The sequence below is a fragment of the Nostoc sp. genome (genome assembly GCF_036919895.1).
GTDB lineage: Bacteria > Cyanobacteriota > Cyanobacteriia > Cyanobacteriales > Nostocaceae > Nostoc.
In genome coordinates, this window is record NZ_JBALBW010000097.1 from 69,271 (window position 1) to 83,847 (window position 14,577).

Below are 14,577 nucleotides of genomic sequence, written 5' to 3' on the forward strand. Positions count from 1 at the left end.
ATAACTCAGCCAAGATTTTCTTGAATTGACTTGTTTAATTGCTGATTTTAATCTTCCTCTAAGTTCTAACAACCTGAGTCAGATTGAGATTAGGTTACGATCGCACCCTGATAAAAGTTGTCTGCTGTGGATATTTCTATTCTCATTCAAACATTGATTGCTGTGTTTGTCTTGGCAGATGCTATCAGCAATAGACCGATTGATTTAGTAAGAGCATGATACCCGATCAAATAAAGTTATAGATAAAGCGATGATGTTGCGATCGCAGTTATTTTGCTATGTGCGCTAGAAATTAGTAGTGCGGGAATTTACAAGAGTTGTTTTTGAGGCAGAAAACTCCTAAGAATATTTCAGAGTCGGAAACTGCATAAGAATGTAAACAAGTTTGAGAAACGAGAAATTCGCGCCTCTCAAACTTGTTTATAAAAATTAACCTAAAGTGAGAACAACATGGATAACTCAAGAGGATTTTGTGAACCAATTGAGTTTCAAAGATATTTTTCGAGAGTGGAAGCTAATGTACTTTTAGGTACAGCGCCTACCACCATATCTACTTTTTGTCCATCTTTAAAAATCATTAATGTGGGAATACTGCGGATGCCGTATTGACTAGCAACTTGAGGATTTTCATCCGTGTTGACTTTGACGACCTTGATTTGACCTTTGTACTGTTCGGAGATTTCATCGACAACAGGAGCTACCATACGGCATGGTCCGCACCAGGGTGCCCAAAAGTCAACTAAAACAGGTACATCGCTGTCGAGTACTTCTTGCTTGAAACTAGAATCGGTAACTTGTGCGGCTGTTGACATGCCTAAAACCTTCGCCAATAATATCAGAACTTGGTGAAAATTCTACCATAGCAAAAACCTCAGCTTGGGAGTGCGAGGATGTACATTTGCAAAGAAGCTCTCTTATTTTATTTACAAACATAAGGAACCGCCCGAACAATAGTCCGGGCGGAGTGTGGTGTGAGGAGTGAACGGAAACATGCGTCTCCGCTATCTCTATTGTAGGCGACATATCGGATTTTTCCAGCAATTGTTTAGGGGGCTGGAAAAATTTGTTGGGGATTGGGGAAGATGGGGCCCCCTCTGAGGATAAGGGGTAAAGGGGATTGGTAAAACTTTTGTCTAGTACCCAGTCCCCAGTCCCTTTATTTCCCCATACCTAATTGTTGAGCTTTTTGGTAAACTTTACCCTCAGTTAATAGGGAAGGCGCAATCACAACTTCCACTTGCTGCATTTCTTTAATATTTTTGGCTCCTAAAGTTCCCATACTTGTCTTTAAGGCTCCTAAAAGATTGTGAGTGCCATCATCTAGTCCTGCTGGGCCAATGAGTATTTGCTCTAGGCTGCCAGTGGTGGCAACGCGAATGCGGGTGCCACGGGGCAAGACTGGGCTGGGAGTCGCCATACCCCAATGATAGCCTCGTCCTGGGGCTTCTGTGGCTCTGGCAAAGGGAGAACCAATCATCACACCATCAGCACCGCAGGCGATACATTTACAAATGTCGCCACCAGTGATTAAACCGCCATCAGCAATAATGGGGATATAGTTACCAGTTTCGTTGTAGTAATCATCTCGTGCTGCTGCACAATCTGCGATCGCAGTTGCTTGTGGCACACCCACACCCAAAACCCCACGGGATGTACAAGCAGCACCAGGGCCAATTCCCACTAGTACGCCAGCCGCCCCAGCTTTCAACAAATTCAACGTCACTTCGTAAGTTACGCAATTCCCTAACACCACAGGGATGGGCATGGAACGACAAAATTCTGCTAAATCAAGTGGTACTACAGATTCTGGTGACAGATGTGCAGTAGAAACTACCGTAGCTTGGACAAAAAATAAATCTGCCCCAGCTTTTGCTACCGCCTCGCCGTATTTACTTGCACCGGCTGGAGTTGCGCTTACCGCAGCAATGCCACCTTGTTGTTTAATTTCCTGAATACGTTTTTCAATTAATTCCGGCTTTATTGGTTCGGCATAGAGTTCTTGCATCAGGGCAACAAATTCATCTTTCCCCACAGAGGCAATCCGATCTAATATTGGCTCTGGGTCAACGTAGCGAGTGTGAATCCCCTCTAAATTGAGGACACCTAATGCTCCTAACTGTGACAACCGTACAGCCATGCGAACATCTACTACGCCATCCATAGCACTGGCAATTATCGGAATTTCTCGCTCAATATTTCCAATCCGCCACTTAGTGTCTGCCAAACTGGGGTCTAGTGTTCTGTTACCGGGGACTAGAGCAATTTCATCTATTCCATAAGCTCTGCGAGCTGTTTTTCCCCGCCCAAGTTGAATTTCCACGCTTTAACTTTTCTCAAATCTGTTTAAGCTAGGGTATCAAATTGTGGAGGGAATTGGTGCGTTTTTTTTTCCCGAACTACACAGATAAATTCGAGTTACCCAAGCCGCAGCTTGAAATTTTGGCGGATGCAAAGTATTTACCAATCAACCAAATGAGCCAAAATTGTTCACTGGTTTTTGTATTGTGTTGTTTGAAGGTTGATGTTGCCCTAGTTTTTCGATAATTGTAGTTCTATGTGTCTATTATCACCTTAGTTAGTATCACGATTATTGGCATTAATTGTCTTGATTTGCCTATTTTGAGTTACATCAAGATCGTGCAAATTCCTACTGATGATTTACCGTTTATTTTTAGCTGCATCGACACCAGTGTAACCAGTTGCCAACCAAATTATTGCTCTAGCTCCATCGCGAATAGATTTTTCGATAGACTCAGGCGGTTTTTCTGAAGGAACTGGCACTGGTTTTAAATAAATACCTCGACTACCCAAAATAATTTCGCCGATGACACAAGCCCGACGCATGTGGAAGTCTGAAGTAATCAAATAAACACTCTTGATCCCACGAGCTTGCAAATCATCCACTAACGTGGTAAAATTAGTAACTGTATCTACAGCTTTATAGTCCAAGTGTAAACGCTTGGGATCAACACCAGCTTTGGTAAACACTCGTTGGGTGAATCTAGGTGGACTGCCTCCAGTAATCCAAATCGGTATATTTGGATGCTGGCGGACAAACTCAGCCGTAAATTTCTCTCGCTCTAAACGTCTCGTTGAACCACCCAAAACTACAACTGCTTGCGGCTGTACAAATTGGCTTTGTACTTCTTTGTATCCCCACCAGATGATTAGTGGTAGAACAAAAGCCATGAAATGAAAAGATTTACTTGTAAAGAGTAGCTTATTCAAGGCTCAATAACTTTTTTTACTTATTCCAAAATTTCCTCTAGCTAGAAGAAAAACAACAATTGATAGTAGAGTAGCAAACTCCTCGATAATCTGCCCAAAAATATAAATTTGGGTGACTTTCGTGTTACAGCGCGATTGAGTGGGCTTGAAGTTTTTCCTCTAATTGATGGATTATCCTAACCTGTATCTGAGAATTCATCAAAGGGTTCTACCATCTTGTCGGAGAACCCCATTTAGCTTATCTGGAAAACCTCTCTCTAAATCTCTCTTATTTTAGGAGAGAGATTTTGAAATTTCCCACTTTCCGCATCGGAAAGGGGGTTAAGAGGTTAGGTTTTCCGTAGGTTTTTCTAGAAGACGCGAAGTTTCGCGTCTCTACACACTGTTTTGAAATATGATTAGCATCTATCCTACTCGCTAGTTGCTGCTTCTAGCCAGATTTCCACATCATCTGCTAGCAACTTTTGTGCAGCATCCAGCATTGATGCTGCTATGTCTTTGAGGTCTTCCCGGTTGTTCAAGTAAGTTTTCAAGGCTTCCATTGGGTCGATGCTGCTACTTGCACTCAATTCAGGAATCCGGGGCCTGGCTAATTGACTCAATAATTCTGCTTGAATGGTGTAGGTGTGAGCGGGACTTAAAGCAGTATGTAGAGAGGAACTGTCAATTAAGTCCATTTGTTCGGAGCGGAGTTTGTAAATTAGCCGCACTACGGCATCTTGAATATCATACTTAGCGATCGCTTTCATTAACAACGCTTGCGGATCGTCAGCTTTCGAGATATCCACCTCAATGGTACGGAAAGTCCGAACTGTTAAGGGACAAAATTCCCATTCAGCCTTCCCCCGCTCAAGTTCCAGCATTACATAGCCTTTGTCTTCTTTTTCCTCACTAAAATCTACCCGCTCAATACTCCCTGGATAAATCACCGGCGGGTTATTAGATTTATTCAGATTCTGGTGACGGTGAACGTGTCCCAACGCTACATAATCAAAACAAGGTCGCGTCAGCAAAGATAGGGGTAGAGTAAAGCCTTTACCCACTGCCAAAAAGCGTTCTGCGCCCAAAGTCGCATTGTCAGCCATCAAGTGAGCCAGAAGGACAGTTGGCACATCGGGGTCAAGACGGCGAATTTCCCCTTCCATAACAACTCGTAGGCGTTCGGTTAAAAGTTCGTTGACTTCCGCCAAAGATGAACCTTCTGTTTCTTGGCGAGTCATCAGAGTCGAACGCGTCAACCAAGGGAGGGTAATTACTTGCACTTTGCCATTGCGGGTTTCGATGCAGTGAGTAGTTAATGTATCACCAACAACAAAACCTGGCACTCCCAAAGTACGATAAATATTTAAACTTGCTCCTCCCTGTCCTTGGGAATGTTGGTCGTGGTTGCCTACCAACAACACTGTTGGAATATTGGCATCCATAAGACGGCGAAATTGGCTAGCAAAAGCTTGTTGTACATAAGGCGGTGGTGTCGCATCTGGGAAAGCATCGCCACCAAATATCACCATATCAACAGCGTCTGTCAGCGCTCGGTCAATACATACAGACAAAGTATTGACAAAATCCTCCAATCGTGTATTTAATCCAGTGGCAGGATTAATTCGTCCGTGGGAGAAGCCGCTTCCCATGTGGATGTCGGAAAGATGGAGGATTTTAATCATATTTGTCTTTTGTCCTTAGTCATTTGTTCTTTGTCATTTGTTCTTTGTCTAAATACTAATGACAAATGACCAATGACCAATGACTAATAACTAAATATGAATTCCACATTCGGTTTTCTCACTTCCCCGCCAGCGTCCGGCGCGTTCGTCTTCGCCTTCACCTACTTTGGTGGTGATGGGTTCGTCGCCAATACTGGGATAACCTTTGTCGTGGAGAGGGTTGTAGATGACTCCGTGTTCAGCTACGTAAACCCAGCTGTCTTGGCGTGTCCAAGCAGCAATGGGATTTACTTTCAGCCGGCCTTTACCATCTAATTCAAATATGGGCATATTAGCACGCGTTACGGCTTGGTCACGGCGGCGGCCTGTGATCCAAGCGATGCTGTTGAGTTCGTCTAGACCCCGTAATAGTGGTTCAATTTTTGTAATGTGGTGGAATTTGGCAATATCTGTGTCCCAAAGTTTGTCGCCGTATTTAGCTTCAAAGGCTTCACGAGTGTCTACATCTGGAGTTTTGAAAGTTTGCAGATCCAAGTTGTAGATTTGTATAGCTTCGGCTACTAATTCTAGGCTTTCAGGGAAGTGGTGCAAGGTGTCGAGGAAGATTACAGGAACGGGATGCTTCAGTTCACTGTAAAGAATATGGGTAATTATCATGTCATCCACGTTAAAGGCGCTTGTTTGCACCAATCCCGTTGGGATATTCTCTATAGACCATGCCAGTATTTCTTTGGGAGTGGCAGTTTCAAATTGCTCATTTAATTTTTCTAAGTCAAAAGCGATCGCTTGGTTTATAGATGCCGTGGAGACTGTCATGATAATCTTCTGTTCAAATATTTTTACCTTGGTTAAGTTTTATTTTACCCCAGAAAGACTCGTATTCCGCTCGGATATAAGGTAATTATTCTGTTCGGAAATTACTACATTATGGGAATGGGAAATGGTGAAAACAGTTCCGAGTTTTGAGTGCTGATGAGGGCGTTGCCCTATTTTTAGTTAGTCAAAACGAATACATGAGGAATAAATAAATTATTTACTAAGAAACTTTACGGAACTTTAAGTTTTACAGAGCTTTTATAGATATTTATACTGATTTTGATATGGTTAAAGGACTATTAAGAAAAAGGATTTTACTGAGATGAAAGATTCAAAATTGCCCAATTCTTTTGGACAATCAATAACTATGGGCGCTTTAATAATGTTGACCAGCGTTAGTATTATTACAATAATGAACTTTTTCTAAAATCGAGATTTCTAATTTTAGTAATAAAACTTCACATAGCCCTGCTCAAAACTGAGTGGGACTTTTGCTTTTTTATCGAGATAAATCTGTAGAAAATAATTTTTAATGCGTGTTATTACGTAGTTTTGCAATAAGAGAATTGAAAATTGGGATGCGATCGCTACCTTAGTTTTATAAGGTGAACAAGTTCGTAGTCAGGACTTTAGTCCTGGATTTTTAAGCACTGAAGTGCTTACTACGAACTCATCAAAATTAATGGAATAGACTACTAGTGACCGACTGGCGCTTTTACTCCTGCACCGCCTTTGCCCAGGAATAGTAACAGAGGTAATGAGCAAAGAAACCCGATCCCTACGACTCGAAAGCAATCTGCGTAAGATAAAACAGCAGCTTGAGTATCTACAGTTTGACTTAATAAAGCTAGTGCTTGTTGTTGAGCCGTTGTCGCATCCATACCTTGATTTTGCAGTGCCCCATTCAGTAAATCGAGGCGCTGATTGGTTTCTGGATCGTAAGGACTAAGTTTTGATAACAAGATATCTCGATGAAAAGTTTGTCGTCGGTCAAGCAGAGTAGTAAGCAGCGCAATGCCGATACTGCCACCTAGTTGTCGAGTCAGGTTATAGAAACCAGAACCAGCAGAAACATCTTTTTTCGGTAGTGGGCCTAAAACTGCCAAACTTAAAGGGAGAAACATAAATACAGTAAAGGCTCCGCGCCATACCAATGGCCAAAATAAATCATCTATACCAGTTTGTGGCGTAATTGCTGCTAGTTGAAACATGACTCCAGATGAGCCGACAGCACCGATCGCAATTAAAAATCGGGCATCAACTATACTGCTGAGTTTGCCTAATAAAACCATCCCGATCGCAGATGCTAAAGCCCCAGGTGCTAATAATAGTCCTGTCTGGGTTGCTGTAAAGTGCAGCACACTCTGAGCAAAAATCGGCACAGCAAAGAGTGCGCCATAAAGCCCCATACCCACCACTGCTGAAAGAACGCTTCCCGCAGCTAGAGAACGGTGATGCAAAACTCTCAAATCCACGGCAGGGTGAGCTATTTTCAGTTCTCGCCAAATAAACAACCCCAAGCCAATAATGCCCAGAATGGTCAGAGTGATGATGAAACTAGAGGAAAACCAGTCATCTTGCTCTCCTTCTTCTAATACAGTTTGTAAACTGCCCACCGCGACGATTAAAAACCCGATTCCCCACCAATCAACAGCTTGGTTTTGGGTATCGCTTTTTTCCTTATTCTTGGGCAAAAATGCCAAAGACATGGCTACTGCGATGATCCCAAAGGGAATGTTGACAAAGAAAATCCAGCGCCAGCCTAAACCATCTACTAAGAATCCTCCTAATGTTGGGCCAATTGCCGGGCCAGCAATCACACCCACACCAAAAACTGCTTGAGCTAAACCTTGTTCGGCTGGGGGAAAAGTCTCGAACAAAATCGCCTGGGCTTTCGCTAGCAATCCGCCACCGCATAAACCTTGAAGAATCCGGGCGACAATCAACATTGGGAGATTGAAGGATAGCCCACATAAAACAGAGGAAATTGTAAAACCAATCAGTGAGAAAATAAAGTAGGTTTTCCGCCCAAAGTAATCTCCCAACCATGCAGATAAGGGAATTAAGACGACGTTAGCGATCGCATATCCGCTTACTACCCAACCCACTTCACTCACAGTTGCACCCAAGGTTGCTTGAATGTCGGTGAGAGCGACGTTAACAATACTGGTATCAATAACTTCTAAAATTGCACCAAGAGAAGCCGTCAAAGCGATCGCCCACTTCAATGGCCCGTGAACATAACCAAATTGATCGGTACTAGAACGTCTAATATTAGTAGCCATTTTAATTTGTAATTCGTAATACTCGCTAAAGACCAGAAGCAAGCTAGGTAAAGCTTTATTTTGAAAAATTGGTATCAATCCGATACCTGGATTGGGCTATTTATTTGGCATCACAGAAGCTAAAGTTAAGTATTGTATATATACGCTACGGTAGCGTATCATATAAGAATGGTCAAGGGAGACTTCAACGAGAAGTAGCAAAAATACTTATGCTAAAGATGGATGGTAGTTTCTGCTGTTTTCGTGCATGAAAACTGCGTTGTAGGGCTTATTTGTTTCCCAGATGCTTGTTCTGTACCCAAAGATAGAAGCAAATTGCCAAGAAAATATTGCTTGGGGATGATAATTTTATGAATAAGCAAATTAACGTACCTTCTGGACGGCCACGTAGCATCCACGCCGACCAAGCTATTCTGCAAGCGACCTTAGACTTGCTTGCAGAGGTAGGATATCAGAGCATGAGCATAGAAGCGATCGCTTCTCGGGCTGGAGTTGGAAAAACAACAATCTATAGGCGTTACACTTCCAAAGAAGAACTCGTTGCAGACGCGATAGAAAACCTGAGAAATGATTTAGCGATCCCCGATAGTGGCAGCTTTTGGGGAGACATGGATATTTTGATTAATAATGCCGCTAAAAAAATAGATAGTCCCCTTGGTCGTCAGACACTTGCGCTGATAATTAGTACAGCATCTAGCAATCCTCAATTTGCCGAGGTTTACTGGACAAAATATACCAAAGTCCGACGTGAAGCTTTGTCTAAAGTACTTAAGCGGGCAAAATCTAGAGGCGAAATCCACAAGGATGCGGACATTGAGCTAGTTATCGACCTTTTAAGTGGGTCACTCTACTATGCACTTATTTTTAAACCCATAACCGAGCCAGTAGAAGCGTATATGCGCCGCACAATGAACCTTCTGCTCAAAGGTATTGGGGTATAGGGAATCAGGGAATGGCTTGTTGCAAGTTATAACTCAAGTCCCCTTATCCCCTGCTCCCTTGCTTCTTCCCCATTCCCTAGTCTCCAATCCCCAATCCCCAGTCCCAACTTGTTAGCAAAATAACTTTCCATTATAGGTCATAAATGAGATGATGGAGAAATTAGAGAAAAGGTGAACAATTGTTATTTTTCTCCTTCCGCTTCTGGTTGCAGAATAGCATTACAGTACTGAATGAGGGTTGTCAAGCGATCGCTAATCGTCTGAAGTCTCGTTTGTGCAGTCGATGCTTGCCGCGCTCCTTGCAAAAACATCACATCTATTGCCAACAAGCGCAATTGTTTACTCATTTCCGTTTGATAAGACTGGACTCGCCAGTTTTCATCAGCCAAAGGCACAATCTCCTGTCCGAAAAATTGCTGCAACGAGGCTACACGCTGTCGCAGTTCGGGTGCAGCGATTTGGGTATTTGTGGCATCCGTGCGTAATTGCTCTAGCAAGGTTACGAGTGCCAAATATTTCTCAGGGTTTAAAGACATCCAGTGCTAGTTAAGATAGTATTAATGTCAAGTAATTTTTCTTCTACAATAAACTTTCTTAAACACTTATCAGCACTAAAAGCTTCAAATTATGGTTTGAGGCTTTGTTTGCCATCAATGGATTTTCAAGTTCACGATCCTTGAAACTCAAACTGGATGACTACCATTCGCAATTGGAAAATCATCCTGACACTGTTTTTTCTACCCGTCTCTGGGTGACAGCATCTTCTTCAGTTGATGCTGGCAGTTTTATTTATCATTCACTTAATCTACCGATCCTATCCAAACCCAATTGTATGAGCAGTCTAGCTATAAATTCACCAGTTGATCTAGCCATTCCGGAATGGTTGAAAAAATGTTTGAAGGAATCATCCACAAGTAACGGCACACTGGAAGATGACCGAAGGCATAGTGATACAGTTTTAATTGGTCGCGCATTTGAATTTGCTTACCAACTGCATCAAGGTCAATACCGGAAATCGGGCGAAGCATACATTGCCCATCCAATCGCTGTAGCCGACTTGCTGCGTGACTTGGGAGGCAGTGCTGCTATGATAGCAGCTGGATTTCTCCATGATGTCGTTGAAGATACAGAAGTCACAAGTGAAGAAATAGAAGAACGCTTTGGCCCAGAAGTGCGGCAATTGGTTGAAGGTGTCACCAAACTTTCTAAAATCAATTTCACCAGCAAAACCGAAAGCCAAGCCGAAAACTTCCGGCGGATGTTTTTGGCAATGGCGCAAGATATTCGGGTAATTGTGGTGAAATTGGCAGATCGTTTGCATAATATGCGAACTTTACAATATATGTCAGAGGCTAGCCGCCGCCGCAGCGCCCAGGAAACGCGAGATATATTCGCGCCTTTAGCCAATCGCTTGGGGATTTGGCGAATTAAATGGGAACTGGAAGATTTGGCTTTTAAGTATTTGGAACCGGAAGCTTATCGCCAAATGCAAGAGCATGTTTCTGAAAAACGGACGGCGCGAGAAGAGAAACTGGCTAAAGCTACGAATATGTTGCAAGAGCGTTTGCAGCAAACCGGAATCCACTTTCAGGATATTAGCGGTCGTCCCAAGCACCTCTATGGCATTTACCAAAAAATGCATCGACAGCAAAAGGAATTTCATGAAATTTACGATGTGGCTGCGTTGCGGATTATTGTCCAAACCAATGAGGATTGCTATCGGGCGTTGGCGGTGGTTCATGATGCTTTTCGCCCAATTCCTGGGAGATTTAAGGACTACATTGGGCTGCCGAAACCTAACCGTTACCAGTCGCTGCATACTGGGGTGATTGGACTAACTGGCCGTCCTTTAGAAGTGCAAATTCGGACAATCGAAATGCATCATATCGCTGAGTATGGGATTGCCGCCCATTGGAAATACAAGGAAACAGGGGGTTCTAGTATTAGCCATTTAACAGCGACAGATGATAAGTTTACTTGGCTGCGGCAGCTGCTAGAATGGCAAACCGATCTCAAGGATGCACAAGAATATCTTGATAGCGTCAAAGATAATCTATTTGAAGATGATGTCTATGTCTTCACCCCCAAGGGGGATGTTGTACCTCTAAGTCCCGGTTCTACCACTGTAGATTTTGCTTATCGCATTCATACGGAAGTGGGAAACCACTGTTCGGGGGCGCGGGTGAATGGGCGAATGGTATCTCTTTCAACCCGGCTACACAATGGCGATATTGTAGAAGTTCTCACCCAAAAGAACTGCCATCCGAGTTTGGATTGGTTGAACTTTGTCAGAACTTCGGCGGCAAAATATCGGATAAAACAATGGTACAAGCGATCGCGCCGGGAAGAAAATGTTGCCCGTGGACGGGAATTGTTAGAAAAAGAACTCGGTAAAACTGGTTTTGATAGTCTGCTGAAGTCCGACGCAATGCAGATTGTCGGCGAAAAATGTAACTACCACAGCGTCGAAGATTTACTCGCTGGTTTGGGTTACGGAGAAATTACGTTGAACCTAGTGCTAAATCGTTGGCGAGAAGTGGCGAAGGGACAACAGCCAGTTTCTACAGTATCGCCTTTTATTCCCAAAGAACCAACATCAAAGGCTTTGCGAGATGCACCTCCAACTACTTCTCGCGCCAGTGATTCGCCTATTGTTGGTGTGGAGGGGCTGGTATATTATTTAGCTGGGTGTTGTACCCCGATTCCTGGCGAACCGATTATTGGTGTGGTGACGCGAGGGAGGGGAATTTCAATTCATCGCCAAGGCTGCCATAATCTAGAGACTGTGGAGTATGAGCGCTTAGTACCAGTTAGATGGAATCCAGGCGCAGAAAATAGCGGTCGTCCGCACACATATCCAGTGGATGTACAAATTGAAGCTCTTGACCGTGTAGGGGTGCTAAAGGATATTCTCTCACGGCTGAGTGACCAAGGAATCAATGTCCGCCATGCTCAGGTGAAAACGGCTATTGGTCAACCTGCATTGATGGACTTAGGAATAGATATACGCGATCGCTTTCAATTAGAGCAAGTGTTTGTGCAAATTAAAAAAATGAGCGACATTTTGAATATCCGCCGCGTTGGGCAAATTGACGAGTAGGTGATTTGTGGGGTGCGTTAACGGAGTTTGACGCACCAATTTGCGATCGTTTTTAGGAGTCGAACCGCAGAGGCGCAGAGAAAGAGAGGAGGAAATCAATAGCAGTGTTATTACTTAAGCGAGTGTATTATATTTGATTTTTTTAAATAAACAGCAGTTTATTTTACATCTTTATTAAGCTGCGTTTGTCATAACCTTTGTTAAGACGTGATGTTATTTGGAATTTTACGTCTTTTTACGGAGTATTTAGTTCTAATTTATTCAAACTTCATGTTTGAGTTATGTAGATTACAGGTGTTAGTTACTAATAATTAAAGCTAGTTTGGACATACTTTAAATTTATAAAAGTTTGATAAAGTATGTCCAAACTTCTGGTTAGTCAATATCACACAGAAGTAGAAAGAATTATTCAATTTGGCGGTTCACGTAAAGAAATATCGATTCGGGTTGTATTTCAAAACTTAGTTAATGAATATTGCAAACCTAGAGAATTTAGACTTATTCCCGAACTAGATTACAAAACACCTAGCGGTAAACTTGTTTATCCAGATGGGACTGTGAAAGATGCTTTGCGTTTGGATTGGGGTTACTGGGAAAGTAAAGATGAATACGACAATTTAGATCAGGAAATCGAGAAAAAACTAATAAAAGGCTACCCAGATAGTAACATTTTGTTTGAAGACTCCCAAACAGCAGTTTTAATTCAGAGTGGACAAGAAACTATGCGTGTCCCGATGAAAGATGCTGACGCGCTGGATGGAATAATTACATATTTTATCAACTATGTTCGCCCGGAAGTTAAAGATTTTAGAGAGGCGATTGAAACTTTTAAGCAAGACTTACCGACTGTTTTAAATGCTTTGCGTGACTTAATTGATAGTCAAATCGAAACAAACGCAGCTTTTAAAATAGCGAGGGCTAAATTTTGGGGTATCTGCAAAGAATCAATTAATCCTGAAGTTACTTTGCTGGATGTTAGAGAAATGATGATTCAGCATATTTTAACTGAAGATATCTTTATCAGCATTTTTAATGAATCTCAGTTTCATCGAGAAAATAATATTGCTCGTGAATTAAAAACTATCATTGACAACCTTTTTTACAGGTAGTACTAAAAAAAATACTCTTGGTACTATTGAACGTTATTATGGAGTCATTAGAAGAACTACGGCGAATATTTATAATCATCATGAAAAACAGAAGTTTTTAAAAGTGCTTTATGAGAATTTCTATAAAGCATATAATCCGAAAGCGGCTGATAGGTTAGGTATTGTCTATACGCCCAATGAAATTGTGCGCTTCATGATTGAAAGTGTAGATTATTTAGTTCATCAAAATTTTGGTAAGCTGCTAGCTGATAAAGATGTCGAAATTTTAGATTCGGCCTTTTTGCAAAGAAACACTGTATTTTGATAGACACTTCAATGGTAGAACTTACCAATGGTTCGATATTTTTAATGAACATGATCTGCAAAATAAATATATAGCTTTTTCTGCTTTGGGAAATATAAAACCATTTCATTGCTTAGGTAGCGATTCCATAATTGACTTACACCTAACAGGAGATTCTCAATGCCTTCCCCTCTACCGCTACGATAAAGACGGGAAACGCATCGACAACATTACCGACTGGGGATTATCCCAATTTAAAAATCACTACAACAACTCGACAATTACCAAATTAGATATTTTCCACTACACTTACGCAGTCTTACATAATCCAGCCTATCGCACCAAATACGAACTCAATCTAAAACGAGAATTTCCTCGCATATCCTTCTACGAAGACTTTCAACAATGGGTTAGCTGGGGTAAAAAATTGATGGATTTGCACATCAATTATGAAACTGTCGAACGCTATCCTTTAAAACGAATTGATTTACCTTTGGCTGAAAGTAATAAAAGAACACCAAAAGCAAAACTAAAAGCCGATACAACTAATGGAACCATTATTTTAGATGATGTCACAACTTTAGAAGGTGTCCCCAAAATTGCTTGGGAATATCGCCTTGGCAATCGTTGTGCTTTAGAATGGATTTTAGATCAATACAAAGAAAAGAAGCCTAAAGATCCGACAATTGCTGAAAAATTCAATACATATCGCTTTGCAGATTACAAAGAACAAGTGATAGATTTATTACAAAGAGTCTGCACCGTCAGCGTGGAAACAATGCAGATTATTCAACAAATTGAGGTGTTGTAATCGATTCGCTAACTTTTTGAATATCCGCCGCGTCGGTCAAATTGACGAGTAAGTATCCCAATTGTAGCGATTGTCTTGAAAGTCAGGCAATCGTTAATAAAAAACTGAGGCTGGAAAAATGCTCATGTTCCATCGCGCTGCGTATGCATGAGAAAATCAGATAATCCAATCGCAATTGTTGCGATGATGCCAGGGAAGGAAAAAAGATGTCAGAGAATTTAAGAAGCCAAATTGTGACGCAAGGCGTACAGCGATCGCCAAATCGAGCTATGCTGCGGGCAGTTGGTTTTAAAGATGAAGATTTCAACAAAGCTATTGTCGGTGTAGCCAACGGTTACAG

Annotated in this window: 12 protein-coding genes and 1 pseudogene; 6 read left to right on the forward strand and 7 right to left on the reverse strand. The window is 41.9% G+C overall.

The genetic code is table 11. From position 1 onward, the window contains the following. Positions 1-126 precede the first annotated feature (126 nt). A pseudogene (locus V7K55_RS27580) lies at positions 127-207 on the forward strand (MarC family protein); the annotation flags it as partial. Positions 208-488: 281 nt separating this feature from the next. Here the strand turns inward: V7K55_RS27580 and trxA are convergent. The 6 genes from trxA to V7K55_RS19935 all read right to left on the reverse strand — a co-directional run bounded on the left by trxA (position 489) and on the right by V7K55_RS19935 (position 7,993). Beyond that, on the reverse strand, positions 489-812 hold the full coding sequence (gene trxA / locus V7K55_RS19910; RefSeq protein ID WP_012411836.1) for a thioredoxin: 324 nt from the start codon (positions 810-812) through the stop codon (positions 489-491). A 344-nt stretch (positions 813-1,156) separates the two neighbouring features. Then, the gene (locus tag V7K55_RS19915) at positions 1,157-2,320 is read right to left on the reverse strand and encodes a GuaB3 family IMP dehydrogenase-related protein (RefSeq protein ID WP_334834334.1); all 1,164 of its coding nucleotides are present in this window, start codon (positions 2,318-2,320) and stop codon (positions 1,157-1,159) included. Positions 2,321-2,658: 338 nt separating this feature from the next. Beyond that, positions 2,659-3,189, reverse strand: a complete 531-nt coding sequence (locus tag V7K55_RS19920) for a YdcF family protein (RefSeq protein WP_334712976.1) — start codon at positions 3,187-3,189, stop codon at positions 2,659-2,661. A gap of 449 nt (positions 3,190-3,638) precedes the next feature. Continuing rightward, entirely contained in the window at positions 3,639-4,892 is a 1,254-nt protein-coding gene (locus tag V7K55_RS19925; RefSeq protein WP_334834336.1) for an exonuclease SbcCD subunit D, read from the reverse strand. Positions 4,893-4,982: 90 nt separating this feature from the next. Continuing rightward, positions 4,983-5,708 carry a phosphoadenosine phosphosulfate reductase gene (gene cysH, locus V7K55_RS19930; protein WP_334834337.1) on the reverse strand — a complete coding sequence of 242 codons (726 nt, stop codon included), beginning with the start codon at positions 5,706-5,708 and terminating at the stop codon, positions 4,983-4,985. A 695-nt stretch (positions 5,709-6,403) separates the two neighbouring features. Further along, complete coding sequence (locus tag V7K55_RS19935) at positions 6,404-7,993, reverse strand: DHA2 family efflux MFS transporter permease subunit (protein WP_334834338.1); 1,590 nt, start codon at positions 7,991-7,993, stop codon at positions 6,404-6,406. Between the two features lie 350 nt (positions 7,994-8,343). Here V7K55_RS19935 and V7K55_RS19940 point away from each other — a divergent pair, with 350 nt between their 5' ends. Then, on the forward strand, positions 8,344-8,934 hold the full coding sequence (locus V7K55_RS19940; RefSeq protein WP_334834340.1) for a TetR/AcrR family transcriptional regulator: 591 nt from the start codon (positions 8,344-8,346) through the stop codon (positions 8,932-8,934). Between the two features lie 182 nt (positions 8,935-9,116). Here V7K55_RS19940 and patD read toward each other — a convergent pair whose 3' ends face one another. Next, entirely contained in the window at positions 9,117-9,470 is a 354-nt protein-coding gene (patD, locus tag V7K55_RS19945) for a heterocyst frequency control protein PatD (RefSeq protein ID WP_334834341.1), read from the reverse strand. 296 nt (positions 9,471-9,766) lie between these two features. Between patD and V7K55_RS19950 the strand changes: the two genes are divergently transcribed. From V7K55_RS19950 to V7K55_RS19965, 4 genes are all read left to right on the forward strand, one after another. Further along, positions 9,767-12,034, forward strand: coding sequence for a RelA/SpoT family protein (locus tag V7K55_RS19950; protein WP_334834345.1), 2,268 nt, complete (start codon positions 9,767-9,769; stop codon positions 12,032-12,034). A 359-nt stretch (positions 12,035-12,393) separates the two neighbouring features. Beyond that, positions 12,394-13,143, forward strand: a complete 750-nt coding sequence (locus tag V7K55_RS19955; protein ID WP_334834342.1) for a hypothetical protein — start codon at positions 12,394-12,396, stop codon at positions 13,141-13,143. Beyond that, positions 13,121-13,447 (forward strand): hypothetical protein, encoded by a 327-nt coding sequence (locus V7K55_RS19960; RefSeq protein ID WP_334834343.1) that lies wholly within the window; start codon positions 13,121-13,123, stop codon positions 13,445-13,447. The genes V7K55_RS19955 and V7K55_RS19960 overlap by 23 nt, the downstream gene beginning before the upstream one ends. Beyond that, a complete protein-coding gene (locus V7K55_RS19965) occupies positions 13,437-14,237 on the forward strand; it encodes a type ISP restriction/modification enzyme (protein WP_334834346.1) in 801 nt (266 codons plus the stop codon). Before V7K55_RS19960 ends, V7K55_RS19965 begins: the two co-directional genes overlap by 11 nt. Positions 14,238-14,577: the final 340 nt, after the last annotated feature.